We start from the raw sequence: 23,845 nt of genomic DNA, 5'->3' as shown, positions 1-23,845 counted from the left end.
CTTCAGGGGTGGCCTGCAATCCCCGGCTGCAAGGGCAAATCCAGGGTGGCGATAAAACCGCCCTCGGGGTGGTTGGCCAGGCTCAGGCTGCCGCCGTGACGCTCGGCGGCGCGCCGGGCGATGGCCAGGCCCAGGCCGTGACCTTGGGTGGTTTGCCCTGGGGCACGGTAAAACGGCTCGCCCAGTTTTTGCAGGCACTCGGCATCCACGCCCGGGCCGTGGTCGCGCACGCTGATCACAATGCGCTCACCCTCACGCTGGGCGCGCATTTCAATCGGCTGGGTGGGCGGGTTGAAGCGCTGGGCATTGCGCAACAGGTTATCCAGCGCCCGTTCGATCATATGCGGCCAGCCCTTGAGTGTTAGCGCCGGGTCGGCGTGAAGCTGGACCTCCTGGTCCGGAGCGCTGAGTTGGGCGTCCTTTTGCAGGGTACTGAGCAGCCTATTGAGGTCGATGTCTTCGGCGCTGGCGTTGTCGGCGTCAACCCGCGCCAGTACCAGAATCTCGCTGATCAGGGCTTCGAGGCGATCACATTCCAGGGCCAGGCGCGGCCAGAGCTTTTCCCGTGCTTCGGGGGTGGCCCGTTCCGCCAGGGCCAGGGCGATCCGCAGGCGGGCCAGGGGCGAGCGCAGTTCGTGGGAGACATCGCGCAGCAGTTGTCGCTGGCTGCCGATCAGGCTTTGCAGGCGCGCGCCCATGCGGTTGAAGTCGGTGGCCAGCACGCCAAACTCATCGCGCCGGTCGGCCAGGCGCGCCAGGCTGTTTTGTTGGTAGGTGGTCTGGCCCAGATCATGGACCGCACCGCGCAGGCGGCTCAGGGGACGGGTGATCGACAGGGTCACCAGCAGGCTGAACAGGGTCAGCACCACCAACGCAATCGCCAGGGCACTTAATGGCCAGAGCAGGCTGCTGCGGTGCCAGGCATCCAGCTCCGGCAGGGCGATGCGGTAGATCAGCAGGTAGGTATCGCCGGTCTTCTCGCTGGTGTATTCGGCCGTCAGGCGACGCCAGGGCAGCCGGCCCTCGTGGCTCTCATGCTGTCGCGCTTCGAAGGCGGCGGCACGGCGTGGGAAGGTGCCACGCACCACCGGGTCGCCGCTTTCGTTGAGTACTTGCACATCGACGTGGTATTGGCGCTTGCGCTGTTGCAACAGGTCCTGGGCCGCATCCTCGCCTTGGGTTTCGTAGCGCTGGGTCCATTCCTCGGCCAGGTTAGTGAGGCCGGGGTGACGGCTGAGAATCCAGGCATCCTGGTTGAGCATATGCCCAAGCAGGATCGACAGCCCGGCAACCAGGGCGATAGCCAGCCAAAAACTGGCAAGGATGCGCCAGAAGAGTGAACGCACAGGAAACCCTCAAACAGGAAAAGCCCAGTGGCACGGGCCACTGGGCTGGGAGGTAGCTAACGCATTATTGCGCTTTTTGCGGTTGTTGCGCTTTCCAGGCCTGGAACTGCTGCCACTCGGCCTGACGCTCGGCGCGTTTCTTCGCCATTTCGTCGAATTTCTTCTGCTGGTCAGGCTTGAGCAGGGCGCGGATATCCGCCTGGGTTTTCTGCTTGGCGGCGGCCATCTCGTCGTTCATGGCTTTCTGCTCAGCGGCCGGGAGTTTGTCCAGGTACTTTTTGACCAGTTGTTGGCGGCCTTCACGTTGCTCGCCCATCAACTTGCCGATCTGCTGGCGCTGTTCGCGGGTCAGGTCCAGTTGGCTGAAAGGGCCGCCTTTGCCGCGCATGCCGTGTTCACCGCCGTGGCCCGGGCCGCCCATCATGTGGCCTTCCGGGCCGCCCATCGGGCCTGGGCCTTCTGGCATGGCCATGGCAACGGTAGGCAGGGCTGCGGCGAACATCAGAGCGATAAGGGTCTTGCGCATGGTGTTTCTCCTTGTCTCGGTTCCGGTGAGTCCGGATGTGAGTAGATTACGAGGATCAAGGTCAGCGGCGGTCAGGGGAGGGTAAAGCTTGGGTAAAGACGGGTTGGGTGAGGGGCTTACAAAACGTGGGGGGCTGGCTTGTAGGTGCCGGCGTGTCGGGGCGTCGCATCGCTGCGAGGGCGCTAGTTAGAATGCCTCTGGGTGTCAGATACCCAGCATCATCGTTAACGACCATCGCAGGCAAGCCAGCTCCTACAAGGGGGCCGCGCGCGGCGCCAGGTTTATCAGGGGGTGTAGTAGTAGCCACGGCTGCGCAGTGCAACGATCCGCGGGCGGCCGTCGGCATGCGGGCCGATTTTCTTGCGCAGGTTGCTGACGTGCATGTCCAGGCTGCGGTCATACAGGGTCAGCTTGCGGCCCAGGGCGATCTGCGCCAGTTCCTGCTTGTCCAGCGGTTCGCCTGGCTGGCGCAGCAAGGCTTCCAGCAGACGGCTTTCGGACAGGGTGAGGGTCAGTTCCTGATTATCGATGATCACCACGCCACGCACCGGGCTGAAGCACAAGTCACCCAGTTCCAGTTGGGTCGATACAGCCGTCGGGTGGCTGCGGCGCAACACCGCCCGCAGGCGGGCGGTCAGTTCGCGGGGGTCGCAGGGCTTGGCCAGGTAATCATCGGCGCCCAGTTCCAGGCCGAGGATCCGGTCCAGGGGCTCGCCCCGTGCCGAGAGCATCAGCACCGGCAATTCCGGGTGGTCGGCGCGCAGTTGCTTGAGCAACTCCAGGCCGCTGCCGTCGGGCAGCATCACGTCCAGCACCACGGCCGCCGGCGCGGCTTCGGCCAGGGCCTTGCGGGCGCTCACGCCGTCATGGCAAGCGCGCACCTGGAAACCTTCCTGGCTCAACCAACTGGTCAGCAGCTCGCAGAGCTCCTGGTCATCATCTATCAGTAACAGCTCGCTCATGACTCACTCAATTTAGCCATTGTCGACGGCGCCGATGCCCGCCACTGGCGAAGATACCGCACAGCAGGGCAACCAGCGCAACTCCTGCGCCAATCACGAACCATTGCTGCTGGTCGGTGAGCCAGCGGGGCAGGGTGCTGCCTTGTGCGTCCTTGAGTTGCTGGGCCAGGCGCTGGTTCTCCTGGCGCAAGCGGCTCAATTGCGCACTCTCGCGGGCGGCATCGGCAGTTTGCAATTGTTTGCTCAGTTCTTCGCGCAGGCGTTCGCTTTCTTTCAAGCGTTGCTGCAACTCGGTGATCTGGCTGCCGGCACTCAAGGACAGGGGCGTGGAGCTGCCGGTGTTCGAGGTTTCTTCAGCCTGGGCCGTAGCCCCGATCGTTAACACTGCCAACAGACACAACTGACTTAAGCGCATCGGAACTCCTGATTCCACACGAATATTCAGAACGTTGTCGGCAGGTTACCGAGAATAATGAGCGATTAGGCGTTTGCCGAACTCAATAGGTTCAGCACCGCTCGGATCAAGGCAGGACTTGCTTGAAGGGTTTGATCACGACATCGGCATACACACCGGCCGCTACATACGGGTCGGCCTTGGCCCAGGCCTGGGCATCGGCCAGGGAAGCGAACTCGGCCACAATCAGGCTGCCGGTGAAGCCGGCTTCTCCCGGGTCATTGCTGTCGACTGCCGGGTGTGGGCCAGCGAGCACGATGCGCCCTTCGGCCTGCAGCACCTTGAGGCGCTCCACGTGGGCCGGGCGCACGGAAAGGCGTTTTTCCAGGGAGTTGGCGACGTCGGTGGCAATGATGGCGTAGAGCATGTCAGTCCTCGGTTTTTGGCGTGGTGGGATCGGTGTCATGCAGATGGCGCGACAGGTAGATGCCCTGGGCTACCAGGAACACTACGGTCATGCCCAGGCTGCCGAACACCTTGAAGTCGACCCAGTAGCTCTGGAAGGTAAAGGCCACGAACAGGTTGGCCGCGCCACAGAACAGGAAAAACAGGATCCAGGCAATGTTCAGGCGGGTCCAGATCGGCTCCGGCAGGCTCAAGGCGTGGCCCATGATCCGCTTGATCAACAGGCGATCGCCAATGAAGTGGCTGCCGATAAAGGCCAGGGCGAACAGCCAGTTGACCACCGGGGCTTTCCATTTAAGGAAGGTTTCGCTGTGGAAGGCCAGGGTCAGGCCGCCAAAGACCAGGCAGGCGACCAGGGTCAGCCATTGGCTTTTTTCCAGTTTGCGCTGGGAGATGAAGATTGCGCCGTAGACCACCAGGGAGCTGATGATCAGCACCGCCGTGGCACTGTAGATACCGCCGAACGACAGCTCATGGCCGCCGATATCGAAGACCCGTGGGTCGGTTTTGAAGACGATGAAAAACAGCAACAGCGGGATGAAGTCGATGAATTGTTTCACAGTAAGAGCCAGAAGCTGGATGTGGCGGCATAATAACAAACATCCTTGGTTGCGATAGCGCCAGCTGACTTGAGGTTACACACTCCCGTGAATGTTGATTTGCACTGCCATAGCACGGCCTCCGACGGCGCCCTGGCGCCTGCGGTACTGGTTGCGCGTGCGTTTGAAAAAGGAGTGCGAGTCCTGTCGCTGACCGACCATGACACCCTTGAAGGCCTGGACGAGGCGCGCAGTGCCGCCACGGCGCTGGGGATGCACCTGGTCAATGGCGTCGAACTGTCCTGCACCTGGGGCGGCGCGACCATTCATGTATTGGGCTACGGTTTCGACGTCACGGCCCCGCCATTGGTGGCGGCCATTGCCAGTTTGCACGATGGCCGCTGGCTGCGGTCCGAAGAAATAAGCCGCAAGCTAGCGCTCAAGGGCATGCCCAACGCCCTTGAGGGCGCTCGTGCCATCCAGCAGGAGTTGGGCGACAGCGGCAACGCGCCAGCCCGTCCGCATTTTGCCGACTGGATGGTGCGCGCAGGTTACGTCAAGGATCGCGCCGAAGCGTTCCGCAAATGGCTGGGCGCCGGCAAGCTGGGGGACGTCAAGTTGCACTGGCCGACCCTCGAAGACACCGTGGCTACCCTGCGCGCTTCGGGTGCCTGGGTCAGCCTGGCGCATCCCTGGCACTATGATTTCACCCGCAGTAAACGCCGCAAGCTGATAGGCGACTATATTCAAGCGGGTGGCCACGCCATCGAAGTGGTCAATGGGCATCAACCCGCCGAACAGGTTGGCAGCCTGGCGATTCTTGCCCGTGAATTTGGGCTGCTGGTCAGCGCCGGCAGTGATTTCCATGGCCCAGGCGGCTGGTCGGAGATCGGCGAATACCGCCCGGTCCCGGAAGACTTGCCGCTCCTGTCGGGGCGATTCAAGCATGACCCCATTACCGCCACCGTCTGAACAGGTAGAGAACGTGAGTCAATTTTTCCAGATTCACCCGCAAAACCCGCAAGCGCGGCTGATCAAGCAGGCTGTGGAGATCATTCGCGCCGGTGGCGTGGTGATCTACCCAACGGATTCCTCCTACGCTATTGGTTGCCAGATCGGCGACAAGAATGCGGTAGAGCGCGTAAGACGCCTGCGCGAGCTGGATAAAAACCACAACTTTGCGCTGATCTGTAGCGACCTGTCGCAACTGGGTCTGTTCGCCAAGGTCGATACCGGCACCTTCCGCCTGCTCAAGGCCCATACACCGGGGCCCTACACGTTTATTCTGAATGCTACCCGCGAGGTGCCGCGCCTGCTGCTGCACCCGAAGAAGCGCACCATCGGCCTGCGTGTGCCGGAGCACCCCATTGCCCTGGCGCTGCTGGCCGAACTGGGTGAGCCGCTGATGAGCGTGTCGCTGATCATGCCCGGCGAGACTGAGCCGCTGGAAGATCCCTATGAAATGCGCCAACTCCTGGAAAAGCACGTAGACCTGATCATCGACGGCGGGTACGGCGGCAACAAGGCGTCCACCGTGATCAACCTGGCCGACGGCGAGCCGGAGGTGATCCGCGTAGGCTGTGGCGACCCGGCACCGTTCATGGTCGAGGCCTGAATGTCTGCCGTGGAAACCGTCGACAGCCAGGCCGGCGCCCAGCAGGAGCTGCCATTTGCCATGGTCTACGGCCAGGCGGTCATGGAAATGCCCCTGGACCTGTATATCCCGCCGGATGCCCTGGAAGTCTTCCTTGAGGCGTTCGAAGGGCCGCTGGACTTGCTGCTGTACCTGATCCGCAAACAGAACATCAATATCCTCGATATCCCGGTGGCGGAAATCACCCGCCAGTACATGGGCTATGTCGAGTTGATGCAGTCGGTGCGCCTGGAGCTGGCCGCCGAATACCTGGTGATGGCCGCGATGCTGGCCGAGATCAAGTCGCGCATGCTGCTGCCACGCTCGGAGACGATCGAGGCCGAAGAGGACGATCCGCGCGCCGAACTGATCCGCCGCCTGCAGGAGTACGAGCGCTTCAAGGCTGCCGCCGAAGGCATTGACGGTTTGAGCCGCGTGGGCCGTGACGTGGTGGTACCCAAGCTCGACGCCCCGGAAGCCCGGGCACGCAAATTGTTGCCAGATGTGAGTCTGGAAGAGTTGCTGATGTCCATGGCCGAGGTGCTGCGCCGTGGCGATATGTTTGAAAGCCACCAGGTCAGCCGCGAAGCCTTGTCCACCCGCGAGCGCATGAGTGATGTGCTCGAGCGCCTCAAGGGCGGCGGGTTCGTGCCGTTTGTCGAGCTGTTTACCGCCGAAGAGGGGCGCTTGGGCGTGGTGGTGACCTTTATGGCGATCCTCGAGCTGGTCAAGGAGTCTTTGGTTGAGCTGGTGCAGAATGAGCCTTTTGCGGCTATCCACGTGCGGGCGCGAGCCGAATAACGAGCTGAATCGATGAATCTGACTGAACCCCGCGAACTGGCCCCGCTGTTGGAAGCCTTCCTCTTGGCCTCGGGCAAGCCGCAATCACTGGAGCGCCTGTTCGAACTGTTTGAAGAGGCTGAGCGCCCGGAGCCGCCGGTATTCAAGAAGGCCCTGGAAATTCTGCGCAAATCCTGTGAAGGCCGGGCCTTTGAGTTGCGGGAAGTGGCCTCGGGCTACCGCCTGCAAATCCGCGAAAAGTTTTCGCCGTGGGTCGGGCGCCTGTGGGAAGAGCGCCCGCAACGCTACTCCCGGGCGATGCTGGAGACCATGGCGCTGATTGCCTATCGCCAGCCCATCACCCGTGGCGAGATCGAAGACGTGCGCGGCGTGGCGGTCAACAGTCATATCGTCAAGACGCTGCTGGAGCGCGAGTGGATCCGCATCGTCGGTTACCGCGACGTGCCGGGCAAACCGGCGATGTTTGCGACCACCAAGGTGTTTCTCGATCACTTCAACCTGAAGAACCTCGACGACCTGCCGCCACTGGCGGAACTGCGGGAAATCGAGGCAGAACCGGTGCTCGATTTCGACGATGCGCCAGTGCCGGCCGGCTTGCAGGAGCTGGCCGATGCCAGCGCCGAGCCGGAAGAGCCCAAGGATGAGACCAGTTTCCACACGCTGCTGTTGGAACTGGACGATATGGAACAGGGGATCAAGACCGATTTTGATGATTTGCTGCGTGATGGGGCGGTGGAGCCCGAAACGCCGGTGAGCGTTGAAACGGTGTCTGCGGTCGAACCTGAGCCTGAGGAAGACATCCTGGGCGTGGCTGCGGCCCGTGAAAAACTGCTGGCCGCTGTCGCTGCTCTTGAACAACCCGAATTGAGCGAAGAAGAAGCCGAGGCCCGGGCACTGGCTGAAGCCATCGAAAACGAACGCCGCGAATTCGAAGACTGACAGCTCCCACAGAAAAGCCCTGTGCAGTGAGGTAGTGATGAGTTCCACCAAAGACCCCTGTATCAGCCTCTGCAAATTCAGCGACGATATCTGCGTCGGCTGCGGGCGCAGCAAGCGTGAGATCCGCGCCTGGAAGAAACTCGACAAGGTCGACAAGCGTGCGGTGCTGGCCGAAGCCGAGCTACGGCTGCTCGCCCTGGGTGCCACCGGTCGGCGGAAAAGTAAATGAGCCGGCCCATATCGACTAGTCTCTGATGCGCCATGAGCGTATGATTCGCGACCCTTCGGCGATGCGTTCGCCCAAGAACCCAGTTTCAATACCTTCAGGCCACGCCTGAATCGACACACCGGGAGGTGCTTAAGATGAAAGACCAAGACCAGAACGACAGCCAGGAAATCGGCCCAGCAGGCGAGAAACTGCAGAAAGTCCTCGCCCGTATCGGCGTTGGCTCGCGCCGCGACGTGGAAGCCTGGATCACCCAGAAGCGCATCAAGGTCAATGGCGTCGAGGCCACCTTGGGCCAGCGCGTCGACCTGCATGACGCGATCACCATTGATGGCAAGGTCATCAAGCGTGAAGAGGCCGCCGAATCGGTGCGCCGCGTGATCATGTACAACAAGCCTGACGGCGAGATCTGCACCCGTGACGACCCGGAAGGCCGTCCAACTGTCTTCGACAAGATGCCCAAGCCTAAAGAAGGCCGTTGGATCAACATCGGTCGCCTGGACATCAACACCACCGGCTTGCTGATGTTCACCACCGACGGTGAATTGGCCAACCGCCTGATGCACCCGTCCTACGAGATGGACCGCGAATACGCCGTGCGTGTACGTGGTGAAGTCGATGACGAGATGATCGAGCGCCTCAAGGCTGGCGTCGTGCTGGAAGACGGCCCAGCCAAGTTCACTGACATCAAGCAGGCTCCAGGTGGCGAAGGCTTCAACCACTGGTACCACTGCGTGGTGATGGAAGGGCGTAACCGTGAAGTACGTCGCCTGTGGGAATCCCAGGGCCTGGTGGTCAGCCGCCTGAAACGCGTACGTTTTGGCCCGGTGTTCCTCAACTCGGACCTGCCGATGGGGCGCTGGCGCGAAATGAGCCAGTACGAAGTCGACATCCTCAGCGCTGAAGTGGGCCTGACGCCTGTGGCCATGCCGCAGATGAACGCCAAGAGCAAAGACAAGCTGGAGCGCATGCAGCGTAAATCGTCGCGGCCTGTGGCACGCACCGAGCGCGTTGCCCGCACTTTGCGCCCGGCGCTGGATGCACCGGCCACTGGCGGTCGCATTTCCCGTCAGCCGCAGATCGAGGGCGATCGTCGCCCATCGGCTCCGGCCCGTCAGGATGGCGAGCGTGCACCGCGCACGCCACGTCCAGCTGGTCGTGGCGAGGCGCCAACAGGTGGCCGCAGCAACCGTGGCGAAACGGGCCGTGGTGCGCCGCAGACCGATCGTCCGGCCGAAGGGGCCAAGCGCCCAGCCAAGCCCGCGCCGAAAAAGCGCCCAGGGCTCAAACTGGTGGCTGACGAGCCGTCGGGCAAGCGCCGCGGTGCACCGGCCGGTTCCGGCCAGCGCCCGGGCTTCGGTCGCAAGAAGCCTTAAGGGCTGCGACAAGTTTTAAGCTGCGAGCGGTAAAGAGAAAGCGCCAACCTGCGGGTTGGCGTTTTTTTTGCGCCGGACTTTGTGTAGGAGCGAGCTTGCTCGCGAAAAACCCCGAGCTGTCACGCTTATCCAGGATGAACGCGGTGCTCGGGAGTTTGCCGCGAGTAGGCTCGCTCCTACAGATGGTGCCAAGCCCGGTCGTCAGGAATGTCTTCCGCGCTGTAACAATTATTTTACGGATGGCCTGAGCCTACGCCTGTCTTGGTCTCGTGGCTTTTTATCTGTAAAGAAAACTTTCCGATCGGTCAACAATCTCCCTGGTAAGGCTCCCTAACCAATCGAGCGGTGTACAATGCGCCGCGTTTTACTGTGACCCCCCTTGCGTACCCACGCAAAAGGCCTTCAAGGCTGGCTGCCTTGTTAACTCCGCCTGGCCATAAGCCGGACGGGTTCGATTTCGTCACAGATAAAAACAAACAGGTGACGCATGACCGTAAGAAAGACGCTGAACTCCTGGTGCCTGCGCTGGGGTTTGATCGGCGCTGCTTGAGTCGGTTTCAAAGCAGCATCGTGTATTGAACATCATCAAACCTTGCGTGAGACCCTTTTCATGAGTGCAAACAACTCGCCTTCAGGTGAACTGAAGCGCGGCCTGAAAAATCGTCATATCCAATTGATCGCCCTCGGTGGCGCGATCGGTACCGGCCTGTTCCTGGGCTCGGCGGGGGTGCTGAAGTCAGCCGGCCCGTCGATGATCCTCGGCTATGCCATCTGCGGCTTTATCGCCTTCATGATCATGCGCCAGTTGGGCGAAATGATCGTCGAAGAGCCAGTGGCCGGTTCCTTCAGCCATTTTGCCCACAAGTACTGGGGCGGTTTCGCAGGCTTCTTGTCGGGCTGGAACTGCTGGATCCTCTACATTCTGGTGGGCATGTCGGAGCTGACGGCCGTCGGCAAGTACGTGCACTACTGGTGGCCGGAGATTCCGACCTGGGTCTCGGCGGCGGCGTTTTTTGTGCTGATCAATGTGATCAACCTGGCCAACGTCAAAGTGTTTGGCGAGGCCGAGTTCTGGTTTGCAATTATCAAGGTGGTGGCGATTGTCGGCATGATTGCCCTGGGCAGCTACTTGCTGGTCAGCGGCACCGGCGGGCCACAGGCTTCGGTGACCAACCTGTGGGAACACGGCGGGTTCTTCCCCCATGGCGTTGGCGGCCTGGTGATGGCTATGGCGATTATCATGTTCTCCTTTGGCGGCCTGGAAATGCTCGGCTTTACCGCCGCTGAAGCGGACCAGCCACGGACCGTAATCCCCAAGGCGATCAATCAGGTGATCTACCGCATCCTGATTTTCTACATCGGCGCCCTGGTGGTGCTGTTATCGCTGACACCATGGGATAGCCTGCTGGTGACCTTGAACGCTTCCGGCGATGCCTATAGCGGCAGCCCGTTCGTGCAGGTGTTCTCGATGCTGGGCAGCAACACTGCCGCGCATATCCTCAACTTTGTGGTGTTGACGGCGGCGCTGTCGGTGTACAACAGCGGCACTTACTGCAACAGCCGCATGCTGCTGGGCATGGCCGAACAAGGCGACGCCCCGGCGGTGTTGGCGAAGATCGACAAGCGCGGCGTGCCCGTGCGTTCGATCCTGGCCTCGGCGGCAGTCACCCTGGTGGCGGTGTTGATGAACTACTGGATCCCGCAGCACGCCCTGGAACTGCTGATGTCCCTGGTGGTGGCCACGTTGGTGATCAACTGGGCGATGATCAGCTTCTCGCACCTCAAGTTCCGCCAGCACATGAACCGCACCGGCCAGGTGCCGCTGTTCAAGGCGCTGTGGTACCCCTACGGCAACTATGTGTGCCTGGCGTTCGTGGTGTTTATCCTGGGGATCATGCTGCTGATTCCGGGGATTCAGATCTCGGTGTACGCGATTCCGGTCTGGGTGGCGTTTATGTGGGTGTGCTACGTGCTCAAGAATAAGCGCAAGGCGCTGGCAGACTTGAGTGCGGTATCCTCGCTGAACAACTAGCCCAAAATTGTAGGATCTGCGGGGACGCTTAGTCCTCGCCAGATCCTGCAAGTGCTCACGGACCCGCTTTCCATGTTGGTGATCTCCAGTAACGTGCACCTGCCCGATGCCGAAATCGAGTTGACGGCCATCCGCGCCCAGGGCGCCGGCGGGCAGAACGTCAATAAGGTCTCCAGCGCCGTGCACTTGCGCTTCGATATCGGCGCTTCGTCGTTGCCGCCGTTCTACAAGGAGCGCTTGCTGGCACTGCGCGACAGCCGCATCACCAGCGAAGGCGTGCTGATCCTCAAGGCCCAGCAATACCGGACCCAGGAACAGAACCGCGCCGACGCCTTGGAGCGCCTGGTGGAGTTGATCCTCAGCGCGACCAAAATCGAGAAAAAACGCCGCCCGACCAAGCCCACTCTGGGCTCGAAAAAGCGTCGCCTGGAATCCAAGACCAAGCGCGGCAGCATCAAGGCCGGGCGCGGCAAAGTGGATTTCTAGCCGGCGTTACGTTCGTTGCGGTATTTGGGGGCCTGGCGATACAGGTACAGGCTCAACAGCAGCCCGGCGAAGGCCGCCAACGCGGCAAACAGAAAGATCGAAGCAAAGCCGAACCCCGCTGCAATCGCCCCGGCCAGTGGCCCGGTGATACCCAATGACAAGTCGATAAACAGCGAATAGGCACCCACCGCCGCGCCACGGCTGGAGGCGGGCACCAGGTTGACTGCCTCGACGCCCAGCGCCGGAAACACCAGGGAAAACCCGAAACCACTCAGGGCCGCGCCCGCCAGGGCCAGTTCGGCATTCGGCGCCAGCCACAACAGCAGCAGGCCAAGGGTTTCCACCGACAGACAGGCGATTGCCACGCGAAACCCGCCGATGCGGTTGATCAGATTACCGAACAGCAACCGCGCGCCGATAAAGCTGGCCCCGAACAGGCTCAGGCATAGCACCGCGTTATCCCAGTTCTGGGTCGCGTAATACAGGGTAATAAAAGTGGCGATGGTGCCAAAGCCGATGGAGCCCAGGGCCAGCCCGCAGCCGTGGGGCAGTACGCGGCCCAGCACATGCATGAAGGGCAGGCGTTCGCCGACTACGACGGGCGCCGCGACTTTCGGCCAGGCCAGCAGCAGGCCCAGCACCGCCAGGGCAATGATGCTTGCGCCCATGCTCCACAGCCCGAACCGGCTGACCAGCAGCACCCCCAGCGGTGCGCCAATCGCCAGGGCGCCGTAGCTGGCGATACCGTTCCAGGAGATGACCTTGGCGGTATTCACCGCACCGACCCGGCCGATCCCCCAGCCAATGGAGCCCGATCCCACCAGGCTTTCGGCACTGCCCAGGACCAGCCGGCCAATCAGCAGGCTGGCCAGGCTCAGGGCCGGCAGATGGGTCAGGGCGGCGGATGCCAGCATGAACACCCCACTCAAGCCGCAGCCGGCCAGGCCATACATCACCGCGCGCTTGCTGCCGCGGTTATCGATGATGCGCCCGGCGTAGGGCCGGCTCAGCAGGGTGGCCAGGTACTGCACGCTGATCACCAGGCCCGCGATCACCGCGCCAAAGCCCAGATCGCTGTGAACATAGCCCGGCAATACGGCCAGAGGAATGCCGATATTCAGATAGCCGATAAAGGTGAACAGCACGATGGAAACGACTTGTAGCGTGACCGCCATGGGGCGCTGGGTATCTGGCATGGGGAAGGTCCACTGTCGCGGCAGGAAAAGATAGGCTGCTTATGATACCGATGCTTTGCGCTGCGCAGGGCATAAAACCTTTGGCAGCTGAACGACCGCCATCGCCGGCAAGCGGGTTCCTACAGTGGAGCGGGGTTGAGCATGCGTGTAGTCACCAGCGCGGCCAGGGCGTTTTCCTGGGTGCCGAAGCGCTTGAGCAGCAGCGCTTGTTTTTCCGGGCTGAGGCGGCTCCACACATCGACCATTTGCAGGGCGGCGCCGAGTAACGCTTCATCGGGGGAATGCTTGGGAGTGTCGGGCATGTTGCGTGTCTCTTGATTCAGGCGGTGTGGAAAGCGCGCAATGTCACGCTTTCCACACGGTCTGGGTACTGCGGTCAGTCGTCGCTATCGCTGTCGACCGGTGTTGCCTGTGCCGGTGCTGGCTTGTCGCTGCCGGCCTGTTGCGGGGTTGGCTGCTCGGTCTCGTGCAGGCTTGGGAAGGGGAGATTGGGAATCTCGTGCATCGTCGTCGCTCCTCGCAAGGTCTGTTGTGGGATTGCAGATGTACCGCGCTTTTTACAAAGCCTGGGCAGGATACAGCACTGCAAATGACAAAAAGACTTTTATCTCGCCCAATGCACGAACCTTTCGCCCCAAGACGCAAGTGACAAGAGGTCACACGCTGGCCTGGCGCTCCATGGCGGCCTTGTAGATCGAGTTTTTGGGTTGGGCAAAGACCCGGGCCAGCATGGGTTCGAAAAAGCTCAGGGGCAGGGTGGTGTAGGCCGGATCGAAGGCGGCCGCGTCGTACAGCGCGCAGAACTCAATGGTTTGCTCATACTGCGGGTGTTCACCAAATTGCTCGCGCAGGTGGCGATCCATGCCCAGGTGATGAAAGAAATAGTAGCCCTGGAAAATCCCGTGTTTTTCCACCATCCACAGGTTTTGCGGGCTGACGAACGGTTTGAGGATGGCGGCGGCAATGTCTGGATGGTTGTAGGAGCCCAGGGTGTCGCCGATGTCATGCAGCAGCGCGCAGACCACATATTCTTCATCGCGGCCATCGTGCCAGGCGCGGCTGGCGGTCTGCAGGGAATGGGTCAGGCGGTCCACCGGGAAACCGCCGAAGTCACCTTCCAGCAGCCGCAGGTGCGCGAGGATCCGCCCGGGCAACTGGCGGGCATAGGCACTGAAGTCGGCGGCGATGATGGCCCAGTCTTCCTGGGTGCCGTCTTGCATATGGGTGAAGCGGGCCTGCTGGCTCATCGGTGTGTCTCTTATTGTTTTGGGGGGATTAGAACGGCACCTTGCCCAGGATCATGTCGCGGTACATCACGAAATCTCCCAGCAGGCTGTAGAACGGATGCTGGAATGTCGCCGGGCGGTTCTTTTCAAAGAAAAAGTGCCCGACCCAGGCAAAGCTGTAGCCGGCCACCGGCAGTACCCACAGTAGCCACCAGGCACCCTTGCCGATGGCGAACGCGAGAATAAAAATCACCAGGCTGGTGCCGATAAAGTGCAGGCGCCGGCAGGTGCTGTTGCCGTGTTCACTCAGGTAATACGGATAGAACTCGGCGAAGCTATTGAATTGTCTGACATTTTCCATGTTGGCCGGCCCTCTGGTTTTTGTTGTGCCCGACGGATGTTCGGCGGGGAGCTTATTTGAGTCTAGAGTCATCACTGGCAAGGGCCAGTGACAATAGACGCCACTTTAGTATCCTTGGGTTCCTGGCTGCGGTTTCAGCCGTGCCGTCATAGAACGCGTGCAAGAAAACGCCATGAACGAACGAACGACTTCTGCAAGCTGGGCGATGGGGATAGTCAAGGCGCTGGAGCTCGAGGGCCTGGATTGCCGTGCCCTGTTCAAACAGCTGGGCCTGGATTACAGCGCCCTGGATGACCCCGACGCGCGTTTCCCCCAGGACTCCATGACGCGGCTCTGGCAGCGTGCGGTGGAGGTTTCGGGCAATCCGGCCATCGGCCTGAATATGGGCAAGGTGGTGCGCCCGGCGTCGTTCCATGTGGCCGGCTATGCCTTGATGTCCAGCAGCACCCTGGCCGAAGGCTTTACCCGGCTGGTGCGCTACCAGCGGATCATTGCCGAAAGCGCAGACTTGAGCTTTCGCCTGTTGCCCGAAGGCTATGCGCTGATCCTGACGGTACACGGCGACCATCTGCCGCCTACCCGGCAAAGCGCCGAGGCTTCGCTGGCCTGTGCCCTGGCGTTGTGCGGCTGGCTGACCGGGCGCACGCTGCAACCGCGCAAAGTGTTGGTGCAAGGCGCGCAGCCAGCCGACCTGGAACCCTATCGGCAGGCCTTTCATGCGCCGTTGGTGTTCAACGCGCCGTATGACGCGTTGATCTTCGAGCGGGCGGACATGGAAGCACCGCTGCCCACCGCCAATGAAGCGATGGCGCTGCTGCACGATCGGTTTGCCGGGGAATACCTGGCGCGGTTTTCCGAGAGCCGGGTGACCCACAAGGCTCGCCAGGTGCTCTGCCGGTTGTTGCCCCAGGGCGAGCCCAAGCGTGAGGTGGTCGCGCAGACGTTGCACCTGTCCCAGCGCACGCTGCAGCGGCGCTTGCAGGAGGAGGGCACCAGCTTCCAGACCCTGCTCGACGACACCCGTCGCGAACTGGCCGAGCAGTACTTGGCGCAGCCGAGCATGACTTTGCTGGAAATCGCCTACTTGCTGGGGTTCGCCGATCCGAGCAACTTCTTCCGCGCGTTTCGCCGCTGGTTCGATGTCACGCCCGGCGAATACCGGGCGCGGTTGCTGGAAACTTCGGCCAGTGTCAGTGCCGCCAGAACGCCGGAATACACAGCACAAACACCGTAATGATCTCCAGCCGGCCCAGCAGCATGCCCAGGGACAGGATCCATTTGGCGGCGTCCGGCAGCGTGGCGAAGTTACCGGCCGGGCCGATGGTTTCGCCCAGCCCCGGGCCTACGCCGGAGACGGTGCTGGCGGCGCCGGTCAAGGCGGTCATCCAATCCACGCCCAGCAACGAGAGGGCCAGGGCGATCATGCAGATGGTGATGGCAAAGAAGAACGAGAACGTCAGGATCGACCGCACGATTTCTTCGTCCAGGCGGTGGCCGTTGTATTTCTGTTTGATCACCGCTCTTGGGTGAATCAGTTGGTTCAAGTTGGCCTTGAGCAGGATATAGGCGACCTGAAAGCGGAAGATCTTGATCCCGCCAGCGGTGGAGCCCGAGCAACCGCCGACAAATCCCAGGTAGAAGAACAGCATCAGCGAGAAATTGCCCCACAGGCTGTAGTCTCCCAGTGCGAAACCGGTGGTGGTCACCACGGACGTGACGTTCAGCGCCACATGGCGCAGCGCATCCAGCCAGTGCAGGTTGGTGGTCCACCAGTACCAGGTGCCTAGCACGATCCAGGTCACCAGCAGCATCCCCAACAGGCCCTGTACCTGCTGGTCCTTGATCAGCGCCTTGCGGTTGCCGCGCAAGGTGGCGACATACAAGGCAAACGGCAGGCTGCCCATGATCATCACGACTATCGCGACCCAATGCACTGCGGGCTGTTTCCAGTGCGCCAATGACTCGTCGGAGGTGGAGAAACCGCCGGTGGAAATGGCTGACATCGCGTGGTTGATCGAGTCGAACAGGCCCATGCCGGCCCACCAGAAGCCCAGGGTGCCGAGGATGGTGATGCCGACATAGGCCGCCACGATCAGGCGCGCCACCATATGCGAGCGCGGCATGACCTTCTCGGAGCGGTCCGAGGATTCGGTCTGGAACAGGCGCATGCCACCGATGCGCAGCAGCGGCAGGATCGCCACCGCCATGCCGATAAAACCGATACCGCCGAGCCAGTGCAGCATCGAGCGCCACATCAGGATGCCCGGTGACATGGTGTCCAGCCCACTGAGCACGGTGGCGCCAGTAGCGGTGATGCCGGACATGCTTTCAAAGAACGAGTCGGTATAGCTGATGTGTTGGGTCAGCAAGAACGGCAGCGCGGCAAAGATACACACCACCACCCAACTGCTGACGGTCAGCAGGTACATGTCCCTGGGGCGCAGTTGGACTTGTTCCGGGCGACCGGGAATCACCAGGGCCAGGCCAGCGATAAAGGTGATCATGCTTGCCCAGAGAAAGGATGGCAGGTCGCTGGTACGGTCGAAAAACATCAGGGTGGCCATGGGCACGACCATGGCGACCGCGAGGGTAATCAGGAAGATGCCGATGATGAAACCAATGATTCGCAGGGTCGGCATTGCCATCAATTGCGCTCGGGTAACAGTTGGAGGCGCCATTCTACCTACGGCGCAGGGCTTGTAAACCGGGGGTATGGATCTGATGTGGGGCCTGGCTTGTGTGGGAGCTGGCAAGCCAGCTCCCACATGGGGTTTGTTTGGGTTAATACAAAAAAGGCGACCCGAAGCAGACTGTGTGAAAACACAACCTGCCAATGTCAAAAACAAATGCCCCGACTTGTCGGGGCATTTGTTTTTCTAACAGGCGGAACGAAAAAAGGGCCTTTCAGCCCATCAATGCCATCAACTGATGGGCGCCCATCACCTTGATCGCTCTTTTCAGGTTATAGGCCTGCACTGCCAGTGCCATTTCGGCTCTGGCGCCTTTCAGTTGTCGCAGCAAGAACCGGCCATTGCCAAATAGCCATTGCTTGAGATTGCCGAAGGGGTGTTCGACGATGGATCGTCGGCTGACCATCATCTCGGGGTGGGCCTGCATTCGCAGCTTCATCCGTTCAAAAGCGGCTTCATGAGCATGGCGTGTGAGATAACGGCGGCTCGCTTTGGTGCAGCGGCTTTTTAACGGGCAAACGCTGCAATCGGCGATAGTCGCCTGATAAATCCGGTCGCCCTTGCTCATCTGCTTGAGCGTTAGCATCTTGCCGGTAGGGCATTGATAAGCGTCGCTTTGCTCTTCGTATTTGAAGTCCGTGCGATCGAAAAACTCAGTACCGCCACCTTGATTGTTGACTGACCGATTAGGGGGCACGAACGGCGTGATACTGGCGTCTTCACAGGCCTGAAACTGTTCGCCATTGGAGTAGCCGGCGTCGGCAGTGACGCTTAATTGCGATTGCTGTAATTGGGCTTTAGCGGCTTTTGCCATCGGCTCAAGCTGCTGCCGATCTGCGCCATCTTGAGTCACCTCATAGTGCAGAATCAGACAGTGTTCAGCGTCCACGGCGCTTTGGATGTTGTACGCCACGAACTTGCCAGAAGGCGTACGCATTTTTTGCGCATCGGACTCGCCCACAATGTGTTGAACCAGACCTTGAGCTTCCATTAGCACCTGGCAGGTCTGGTTATTGGCCTTTTTACCTGCAACTCCCGAAGCGCCGCCTGCACCGCTGAGCGGTCAATGGACTCCCCTTCCTCGCCATGATCCGCCTCATCGAGCTGCGCCAAATAGCGTGCAATGCGCTTCTCGAGCGCCGCTTCCTGGTGTTTGAGCTTTTTCGGCGTCATGTGCTTTCGATTCGAAGCCACTGCCTGAAACTTGCTGCCATCGATGGCCACCAGCTCGCCAGCAATCAGGCCCGCGTGTCGGCAAAACTGAACAAAGGCGCGGCAGGTGGCGCTGAACGCCGCACTGTTGTCGCGGCGAAAATCAGCGATGGTTTTGAAGTCAGGGGGCCAGTCGGCCCAGCAGCCACATGACTTCAACGTTGCGCTGACACTCGGCCTCGAGTCGTCGCGACGAGCGAATACGCTGGAAATAGCCGTACAAGTAGAGTTTGAGCAGATCGGCAGGATCGTATGAAGGGCGTCCCGTGGCCTTGGGTCTGGCTTTGTCGAAACCCAACTGCTCAAGGTCCAGCAGGGAAATGTAGGCCTCGATCACCCGAACCAGATGGTCATCGGGGATAAGTTCGTCCAGCGAAAGTGGAAACAGCGCGCTCTGGGAGCGGTCTTCACCTTGGATATAGCGCATAAGCAAAATGCCCGTATCTTGCGATACGGGCATTTTCTTTAACCTGCCAGCAGATTGCTAGGTTTTCACACAGTCTGCGAAGGCCGCCTCATTCAAACCGCGCGGATCAGAACTCGTGATCAGCGGTATCCGGGTTCAGGTCACCGATGCCCAGCTTGCCAGCTGCTTGCTCGATCGAACCGGTCTGCTTGACCAGGGCGGCGATGGCGTCGCGCACGATCTGGTTGCCCGCGGTGTTGCCGGCGGCGATCAGTTGGTCGTAGTGCTCACCCTTGTTGGCGTGGTCGACAATGACCTGGATCTTCGCTTCGGTAGCAGCCAGGTCGGCCTTGAGGGCTTCATCGGCAGCCGGATCAACCTTGGCCACCAGGGACGACAGGCTGGCGCCGGTCAGCTTGGTGCCGTCGGTGCGGGTGTACTCGCCCAGGTAGACGTTGCGGATGCCCTTGGCGTCGTAGAAGTGCGAGTAGTGTGTGTTGTCGCTGAAGCAGTCGTGCTCGTCTTCCGGCGAGTTGGCTTCCAGGGACACTTTCATCCGCTCGCCCGCCAGTTCACCCAGGGACAGGCTGCCCATGCCGAACAGCATCTTGCGCAGGCCGTCGGTGCCAGGTTCGGCTTCCAGGGTGGCGCGGTAGTTGTCTTCGACGTTGGGTTTCCAGTTGCCGACCATTTCTTCGAGGTCGCTGACCAGCAGTTGGGTCACGGCGCGCAGGTAAGTGCGGCGACGCTCGTTATGGCCGCCGGTGGCGCCTTCGCCTTGCAGGTAGTCCGACGCTGGACGGTTGCCGGCGCCAGGGCCGGTGCCGTTCAGGTCCTGGCCCCACAGCAGGAATTCGATGGCGTGGTAGCCGGTAGCGACGTTGGCTTCGGAGCCGCCCAGCTCATTGAGGCTGGCGAGTTTCTCCGGGGTGATTTCCTTGACGTCGATCTTGTCTTCGCCGACCTGGATCTGGGTGTTGGCGATGATATTGGCAGTGGCGCCCGGGTTGCCGAGGGCGTGTTCGTAGGATTTGTCGACATAGTCGATCAGGCCTTCGTCCAGCGGCCAGGCGTTCACCTGACCTTCCCAGTCATCAATGATGGTGTTGCCAAAACGGAACACTTCACTCTGCAGGTACGGTACGCGTGCGGCGATCCAGGCGGTACGTGCAGCCTTCAGGGTTTCGTCGTTGGGGTTGGCAAGGAATGTGTCGATGGCGGTCTGCAGGGTTTTTGCAGTGGACTCGGCGTCGCTGTACACCGCGAACACGATGTCTGCGTAATGCGCGACGACTGCCTTGGCGGCTGCCTCGTCAACCTGGCCGGCGTTAGCGGCGGCCGCTGGAGCGGTAGCGCTGGCAGCTGGCGTTGGCGCCTGGGGAGCGGTGGCCTTGTCTTTGCCCTCGCCGCAGCCGGCGAGAGAAATAGCGATGGCCAGCAGACTGGCGGTGGCCAGGGGCATACGAATCATGGCGAACATCCTGCTTCGGTAGTTGATCGGGGCGCAATGCAGCGCGCAAAACTACGACATAATGCGAAAGATTTGCATTTTCTGTAAAGGGTTAACGCAGTAAAAGTTTCACATTCGCGCCCTGGCTGCCCAAGGCTTTGCCCTGGGTGGCCAGCATGGCGCTATAAGATCGCCGCGTTGTTGCGCTCGGCCTGTTTGAGATAGGCCACCAGCTCACGGGCCGGCAGGGGTTTGCTGTAGTGATAGCCCTGACCTTCGTGGCAGCCTTCGCTGATGATGTAGGCTTCTTGCTCGGGCGTCTCCACGCCTTCGGCGATAACCTGCATGCCCAGGCTTTTGCCCAGTTGGATGATCGCCCGCACGATGGTGGCATCGTCATCGTCGTCCAGCAGATCCTGGACAAAGCTTTTGTCGATCTTGATTTTGTCCAGGGGCAGGCTTTTCAGGTAACTCAGCGACGAGTAGCCGGTACCGAAGTCGTCAATGGCAATCAGCGCGCCGGAGCGGCGCAGGCTCAGCAAGTGCTGGGCGGCGGTGCTGATGTCTTCCATCAGGCCGGTCTCGGTCACTTCCAGCTCGAGGCTGCGCGGCGGCAGGCGATAGATCTGCAACAGGTTGTTGACCACCCGTGGCAGCTCGGCGTGGTGCAGTTGCACCGTGGACAGATTGACCGCCATGCGCAGCTCGGTAAAACCCTGGTCATGCCATTCGCGCAATTGCCGGCAGGCCTGGTCCAGCACCCACTCGCCAATGGGGATGATGGTGCCGTTCTGTTCCGCCAGCGGGATAAACAGGTCCGGTGGCACCAGGCCATGTTCCGGGTGTGTAGAACCGTAGACATCCTTTACATCTGAAACCGGGGACATCGTTTACACATTTGAAGCTTGGATGCGGCTCTTGCCGCGTCCAAGTCTGCCTAAGGGATAGTCACATAGGTACAGATCCCAAACATCCTCTTCAGCCTCTTTAAGCCCTATCCGTTCTCCAGATAAAGCCTCGCTGACAAATATCAGCTTGTTCTTCCACAAGATAGAGCCGTCCTGTCTGACACTTCGAACCTGCATGTCTGCCGGATATTCCACGGCGGGTAAGCATCCGGGGTAAGGCCGAGTAGATGGCACATACAACTCTCCCGGACGTTTCATGCCGAGCGCTTCGTGTGGTCGTATATAATTGAATTCATTCCTGAAATGCTCCAGCAACAGCTGTTGCTCAAGCAAGTCGCGTCCTAAAGGCAACTCGAATTTCAAGCTGCGGTGCATTCGCTCGTGGCGACCGTTCTGCGCGGGTCTTCCAGGCATGATTCGCTCGGGGTAGATGCCCAGACGGATCCACCAAACCGCCAATGTAGACATTCTTGCCAGACCAGGAGAGGCAAATGGAACACCGTTGTCAGAACGAATGACTTGCGGCATGCCGTATTCCTGAAAAAGCCTCTCAAATGCCTGTTTTACAGGCTGTGTCATGATCTTGGGGTGGGCCCTGCACGCCAGAATCAGGCGCGATGCGTGGTCAGTCACGGTCAAAGGAAAGCACATCTGCCCGTTAAGCATCTTGAACTGCCCTTTGTAGTCAGCACACCACGTCTTGTTGGGCTCGTTGGCTTCTCGCATTGGGGCGTGGGAAGTGCCGTGTCGACGCTTGAAGCGCCGTTTGCTGACCAATCCAAGCCGATCAAGCCATTGCCCTGCCGTGCTGGGGGCAGGCCAGGTGATGGTTGGATCCTCGATTCGCAATAGCTCGAGAAGCTTCTTCGGCCCCCATTTATCGTGGGCTTCCTTCATGGCCACCACGCGGGCCAAGATCTCATCGTCGGTTTTGTTTGGACTGTTATGAGGTCGTCGGGAGAGCTCGGACAACGACTTCAAATCGCCGTCATGCCGGGCAATCCATTTATCGACGGTAGGCCGACTCACATTGAATCGGTGTGCCAACTGGGTTTTCGTGTAGTTGCCAGAAAGCCAGTCAGCGACCAGTTTGATTCGTTGGTTCATGGGGGGACTCTTGGTTCCAGGGCATGATCAGATACCTCCTGACCATGCGTATTAACCTGTAAACCATGTCCCCGGTTAGAAATGTAAACGATGTCCCCGGTTTGTACCGTGTTGCCAGCGAATCAGCGCCTCGACGCCGACCACGCGATGATCGACATAGCTGATCTGCGGTTGGTACACCAAATGAAACTGGTCGCGGCCCAGGGCTTCGCGCAGGTCTTTCTCCAGCTCGCGGCGCCGGCGCATCTCGCTGTCGACGCTGGCGATATAGAACTGGTAGCGATTGCGCGAGCGGCTCTTGGCCAGGGTCATGGTCTGCTCGGCCTTTTGCAGCAGCTTCTCGGTGCTGTCGCCGTCTTCGGGAAACAAGGTGATACCGATGGTGGCGCGCAGGCGGATCTGCTCATGGTCGAGGGCGAACTCCGCCTCTAGGTCATCGAGGATGCTTTGGGCCAGCTCGGCGGCTTCGTAGGGTTGCTCGATATCGGCCTGGACCAGGGCGAACTGGTCGCCACCCAGGCGGGCGAGGGCGCCGAGGCGGCCACTGTGGGCGCGCAGGCGGTCGGCCAGGGCCAGCAGCAATTGGTCGCCGGCCTGGTAGGTGTATTGCTCGTTGACGCTCTTGAAGTCATCCAGCCCCACGCACAACACCGCGACCCGGCGTTGACGGCGGCCGGCGTCGATGAGGATCTTGTCCAGTTGCTCCTGCAGCTTCTGGCGGTTGGGCAGGCCGGTGAGGAAGTCGTACTGGGCCATGCGCAGCAGGCTGTTTTCTGCTTCATGACGCAGGTGAGTGTTGCGCTCGATAGAGGCCAGCAACTGATTGGCGGTGTTGATCCACAGCCCCAGTTCATTTTTCTCGTGGCCCTTGAGCTGGGGGATCTTGTGCTCGCTGGGCCGGTCGGGGTTGATTGAACTGAGGTGGCTGATGATCCGCGACAGGGGCTTGGTCAGCAGCCAGTGATAGACCAGGTACAACACCAGGCCCATGGCCAGGGCGCGCAGCACCCCAGAGATAAAGATGATCACCGAATTGACGATAAAACCCTGGCCATAAGTGGCCGTGTCGAGGGTGATGCTCAGGTCGCCGTAATACTCGCTATACGGCCCGCGCCCCACCAATGGCGTAGTAAAGGTGCGTTCCTGGCCGAGAATCACGTCCGTCAGCCAGCGGCTTGGGGAGTGCTGCAGCTCCCGGCTCTTTTCGGCGAGCATCGGTTCGTTGGGATGGCCGATGGAGGCCATACGCACTGCATCATCCTGAAACAGGCCCTCGATGACCTGCATGCCCATCTCCCGGTCCAGGCTGTAGACGGCCTGGGTCGAAGGGTCGCGAAACATGTCGAGGATGCGCTGGGCATCGCCTGCTACGGCCTGGCGCGTCTTGTAGGCATCAAAGACGATCTGCGCCACGCTCAATGCAACGCCCACTATCAGTGCCGATAACAGCACCACCCGGAGCAACTTCACCGACAAGCTGTTTTTGAGTTCCAGCTTCAAAGGGTTATTCCTTGTTCCATTCGGGTAGCCTCAATATGCCATGAGTATTGGCAATCCCGTGGTG

22 protein-coding genes and 4 pseudogenes are annotated in these 23,845 nt (G+C 60.7%); 9 read left to right on the top strand and 17 right to left on the bottom strand.

Going from position 1 to position 23,845, the window contains the following annotated elements; all coding sequences use genetic code 11:
• Nucleotides 1-2 precede the first annotated feature (2 nt).
• The 6 genes from JTY93_RS20220 to JTY93_RS20195 all read right to left on the bottom strand — a co-directional run bounded on the left by JTY93_RS20220 (nucleotide 3) and on the right by JTY93_RS20195 (nucleotide 4,253).
• Entirely contained in the window at nucleotides 3-1,346 is a 1,344-nt protein-coding gene (locus JTY93_RS20220) for a sensor histidine kinase (protein WP_205477477.1), read from the bottom strand.
• A 64-nt stretch (nucleotides 1,347-1,410) separates the two neighbouring features.
• Nucleotides 1,411-1,872: an LTXXQ domain protein gene (locus JTY93_RS20215; protein WP_029296329.1), complete on the bottom strand. Its 462-nt coding sequence runs from the start codon at nucleotides 1,870-1,872 to the stop codon at nucleotides 1,411-1,413.
• A 284-nt stretch (nucleotides 1,873-2,156) separates the two neighbouring features.
• Entirely contained in the window at nucleotides 2,157-2,834 is a 678-nt protein-coding gene (locus tag JTY93_RS20210) for a response regulator transcription factor (protein WP_169998900.1), read from the bottom strand.
• 7 nt (nucleotides 2,835-2,841) lie between these two features.
• Complete coding sequence (locus tag JTY93_RS20205) at nucleotides 2,842-3,249, bottom strand: SH3 domain-containing protein (protein WP_070995318.1); 408 nt, start codon at nucleotides 3,247-3,249, stop codon at nucleotides 2,842-2,844.
• A gap of 106 nt (nucleotides 3,250-3,355) precedes the next feature.
• Complete coding sequence (locus tag JTY93_RS20200) at nucleotides 3,356-3,655, bottom strand: YciI family protein (RefSeq protein ID WP_169906744.1); 300 nt, start codon at nucleotides 3,653-3,655, stop codon at nucleotides 3,356-3,358.
• Nucleotide 3,656: 1 nt separating this feature from the next.
• The gene (locus tag JTY93_RS20195; RefSeq protein ID WP_169998902.1) at nucleotides 3,657-4,253 is read right to left on the bottom strand and encodes a septation protein A; all 597 of its coding nucleotides are present in this window, start codon (nucleotides 4,251-4,253) and stop codon (nucleotides 3,657-3,659) included.
• A gap of 87 nt (nucleotides 4,254-4,340) precedes the next feature.
• On the opposite strand from JTY93_RS20195, the gene JTY93_RS20190 reads away from it, so the two are divergent.
• From JTY93_RS20190 to arfB, 8 genes are all read left to right on the top strand, one after another.
• The gene (locus tag JTY93_RS20190; protein ID WP_169998904.1) at nucleotides 4,341-5,204 is read left to right on the top strand and encodes a PHP domain-containing protein; all 864 of its coding nucleotides are present in this window, start codon (nucleotides 4,341-4,343) and stop codon (nucleotides 5,202-5,204) included.
• Nucleotides 5,205-5,217: 13 nt separating this feature from the next.
• Nucleotides 5,218-5,847: an L-threonylcarbamoyladenylate synthase gene (locus tag JTY93_RS20185; protein WP_205479564.1), complete on the top strand. Its 630-nt coding sequence runs from the start codon at nucleotides 5,218-5,220 to the stop codon at nucleotides 5,845-5,847.
• The gene (locus JTY93_RS20180) at nucleotides 5,848-6,666 is read left to right on the top strand and encodes a segregation and condensation protein A (protein WP_057960502.1); all 819 of its coding nucleotides are present in this window, start codon (nucleotides 5,848-5,850) and stop codon (nucleotides 6,664-6,666) included.
• 12 nt (nucleotides 6,667-6,678) lie between these two features.
• Nucleotides 6,679-7,605 (top strand): SMC-Scp complex subunit ScpB, encoded by a 927-nt coding sequence (scpB, locus tag JTY93_RS20175; RefSeq protein ID WP_205479572.1) that lies wholly within the window; start codon nucleotides 6,679-6,681, stop codon nucleotides 7,603-7,605.
• A 37-nt stretch (nucleotides 7,606-7,642) separates the two neighbouring features.
• On the top strand, nucleotides 7,643-7,834 hold the full coding sequence (locus JTY93_RS20170) for a DUF1289 domain-containing protein (protein WP_205479574.1): 192 nt from the start codon (nucleotides 7,643-7,645) through the stop codon (nucleotides 7,832-7,834).
• A gap of 134 nt (nucleotides 7,835-7,968) precedes the next feature.
• Entirely contained in the window at nucleotides 7,969-9,207 is a 1,239-nt protein-coding gene (rluB, locus tag JTY93_RS20165; RefSeq protein WP_076964731.1) for a 23S rRNA pseudouridine(2605) synthase RluB, read from the top strand.
• 610 nt (nucleotides 9,208-9,817) lie between these two features.
• Nucleotides 9,818-11,239 carry an amino acid permease gene (locus JTY93_RS20160; protein WP_205479576.1) on the top strand — a complete coding sequence of 474 codons (1,422 nt, stop codon included), beginning with the start codon at nucleotides 9,818-9,820 and terminating at the stop codon, nucleotides 11,237-11,239.
• 72 nt (nucleotides 11,240-11,311) lie between these two features.
• Entirely contained in the window at nucleotides 11,312-11,725 is a 414-nt protein-coding gene (arfB, locus tag JTY93_RS20155) for an alternative ribosome rescue aminoacyl-tRNA hydrolase ArfB (protein WP_205479578.1), read from the top strand.
• Here arfB and JTY93_RS20150 read toward each other — a convergent pair.
• The 5 genes from JTY93_RS20150 to JTY93_RS20135 all read right to left on the bottom strand — a co-directional run bounded on the left by JTY93_RS20150 (nucleotide 11,722) and on the right by JTY93_RS20135 (nucleotide 14,508).
• Nucleotides 11,722-12,921, bottom strand: coding sequence for an MFS transporter (locus tag JTY93_RS20150; RefSeq protein ID WP_205479580.1), 1,200 nt, complete (start codon nucleotides 12,919-12,921; stop codon nucleotides 11,722-11,724). The two genes, arfB and JTY93_RS20150, sit on opposite strands and share 4 nt — an antisense overlap.
• A gap of 119 nt (nucleotides 12,922-13,040) precedes the next feature.
• A complete protein-coding gene (locus JTY93_RS20145) occupies nucleotides 13,041-13,223 on the bottom strand; it encodes a hypothetical protein (RefSeq protein WP_169998920.1) in 183 nt (60 codons plus the stop codon).
• 74 nt (nucleotides 13,224-13,297) lie between these two features.
• The gene (locus tag JTY93_RS29635; protein ID WP_262381292.1) at nucleotides 13,298-13,426 is read right to left on the bottom strand and encodes a hypothetical protein; all 129 of its coding nucleotides are present in this window, start codon (nucleotides 13,424-13,426) and stop codon (nucleotides 13,298-13,300) included.
• Nucleotides 13,427-13,577: 151 nt separating this feature from the next.
• A complete protein-coding gene (locus JTY93_RS20140) occupies nucleotides 13,578-14,168 on the bottom strand; it encodes an HD domain-containing protein (RefSeq protein ID WP_205479589.1) in 591 nt (196 codons plus the stop codon).
• Between the two features lie 28 nt (nucleotides 14,169-14,196).
• Nucleotides 14,197-14,508: an Mpo1-like protein gene (locus JTY93_RS20135; protein WP_029296363.1), complete on the bottom strand. Its 312-nt coding sequence runs from the start codon at nucleotides 14,506-14,508 to the stop codon at nucleotides 14,197-14,199.
• 172 nt (nucleotides 14,509-14,680) lie between these two features.
• Between JTY93_RS20135 and JTY93_RS20130 the strand changes: the two genes are divergently transcribed.
• Entirely contained in the window at nucleotides 14,681-15,742 is a 1,062-nt protein-coding gene (locus JTY93_RS20130; protein ID WP_169998926.1) for an AraC family transcriptional regulator, read from the top strand.
• Here the strand turns inward: JTY93_RS20130 and JTY93_RS20125 are convergent.
• From JTY93_RS20125 to JTY93_RS20100, 6 genes and pseudogenes are all read right to left on the bottom strand, one after another.
• Nucleotides 15,699-17,153, bottom strand: coding sequence for a TrkH family potassium uptake protein (locus JTY93_RS20125; protein WP_169998928.1), 1,455 nt, complete (start codon nucleotides 17,151-17,153; stop codon nucleotides 15,699-15,701). The two genes, JTY93_RS20130 and JTY93_RS20125, sit on opposite strands and share 44 nt — an antisense overlap.
• A 259-nt stretch (nucleotides 17,154-17,412) precedes the next feature.
• A pseudogene (locus tag JTY93_RS20120) lies at nucleotides 17,413-18,837 on the bottom strand (IS1182 family transposase).
• Nucleotides 18,838-18,943: 106 nt separating this feature from the next.
• Nucleotides 18,944-20,287, bottom strand: a complete 1,344-nt coding sequence (locus tag JTY93_RS20115) for an imelysin family protein (protein ID WP_205480936.1) — start codon at nucleotides 20,285-20,287, stop codon at nucleotides 18,944-18,946.
• A gap of 161 nt (nucleotides 20,288-20,448) precedes the next feature.
• Nucleotides 20,449-21,111: pseudogene (locus JTY93_RS20110) on the bottom strand (putative bifunctional diguanylate cyclase/phosphodiesterase); the annotation flags it as partial.
• Between the two features lie 45 nt (nucleotides 21,112-21,156).
• Nucleotides 21,157-22,306, bottom strand: a pseudogene (locus tag JTY93_RS20105) (integrase core domain-containing protein).
• An 83-nt stretch (nucleotides 22,307-22,389) separates the two neighbouring features.
• Nucleotides 22,390-23,781, bottom strand: a pseudogene (locus tag JTY93_RS20100) (diguanylate cyclase domain-containing protein); the annotation flags it as partial.
• Nucleotides 23,782-23,845: the final 64 nt, after the last annotated feature.

This window comes from Pseudomonas hygromyciniae, from assembly GCF_016925675.1.
Lineage (GTDB): Bacteria > Pseudomonadota > Gammaproteobacteria > Pseudomonadales > Pseudomonadaceae > Aquipseudomonas > Aquipseudomonas hygromyciniae.
The sequence above is the reverse complement of the archived record's forward strand: the minus strand, read 5'-3'. Positions and strand labels throughout refer to the sequence as shown.

Bases quoted from the DNA above. Each gene is read 5' to 3' on its own strand.
- JTY93_RS20180 (WP_057960502.1), top strand. From the start codon at position 5,848: ATGTCTGCCGTGGAAACCGTCGACAGCCAGGCCGGCGCCCAGCAGGAG.
- JTY93_RS20135 (WP_029296363.1), bottom strand. From the start codon at position 14,508: ATGGAAAATGTCAGACAATTCAATAGCTTCGCCGAGTTCTATCCGTAT.
- JTY93_RS20170 (WP_205479574.1), top strand. From the start codon at position 7,643: ATGAGTTCCACCAAAGACCCCTGTATCAGCCTCTGCAAATTCAGCGAC.
- JTY93_RS20125 (WP_169998928.1), bottom strand. From the start codon at position 17,153: ATGGCAATGCCGACCCTGCGAATCATTGGTTTCATCATCGGCATCTTC.
- JTY93_RS20140 (WP_205479589.1), bottom strand. From the start codon at position 14,168: ATGAGCCAGCAGGCCCGCTTCACCCATATGCAAGACGGCACCCAGGAA.
- JTY93_RS20200 (WP_169906744.1), bottom strand. From the start codon at position 3,655: ATGCTCTACGCCATCATTGCCACCGACGTCGCCAACTCCCTGGAAAAA.
- scpB (WP_205479572.1), top strand. From the start codon at position 6,679: ATGAATCTGACTGAACCCCGCGAACTGGCCCCGCTGTTGGAAGCCTTC.
- JTY93_RS20150 (WP_205479580.1), bottom strand. From the start codon at position 12,921: ATGCCAGATACCCAGCGCCCCATGGCGGTCACGCTACAAGTCGTTTCC.
- JTY93_RS20210 (WP_169998900.1), bottom strand. From the start codon at position 2,834: ATGAGCGAGCTGTTACTGATAGATGATGACCAGGAGCTCTGCGAGCTG.
- JTY93_RS29635 (WP_262381292.1), bottom strand. From the start codon at position 13,426: ATGCACGAGATTCCCAATCTCCCCTTCCCAAGCCTGCACGAGACCGAG.
- JTY93_RS20130 (WP_169998926.1), top strand. From the start codon at position 14,681: ATGAACGAACGAACGACTTCTGCAAGCTGGGCGATGGGGATAGTCAAG.
- JTY93_RS20115 (WP_205480936.1), bottom strand. From the start codon at position 20,287: ATGATTCGTATGCCCCTGGCCACCGCCAGTCTGCTGGCCATCGCTATT.
- JTY93_RS20160 (WP_205479576.1), top strand. From the start codon at position 9,818: ATGAGTGCAAACAACTCGCCTTCAGGTGAACTGAAGCGCGGCCTGAAA.
- rluB (WP_076964731.1), top strand. From the start codon at position 7,969: ATGAAAGACCAAGACCAGAACGACAGCCAGGAAATCGGCCCAGCAGGC.
- JTY93_RS20145 (WP_169998920.1), bottom strand. From the start codon at position 13,223: ATGCCCGACACTCCCAAGCATTCCCCCGATGAAGCGTTACTCGGCGCC.
- JTY93_RS20215 (WP_029296329.1), bottom strand. From the start codon at position 1,872: ATGCGCAAGACCCTTATCGCTCTGATGTTCGCCGCAGCCCTGCCTACC.
- arfB (WP_205479578.1), top strand. From the start codon at position 11,312: ATGTTGGTGATCTCCAGTAACGTGCACCTGCCCGATGCCGAAATCGAG.
- JTY93_RS20205 (WP_070995318.1), bottom strand. From the start codon at position 3,249: ATGCGCTTAAGTCAGTTGTGTCTGTTGGCAGTGTTAACGATCGGGGCT.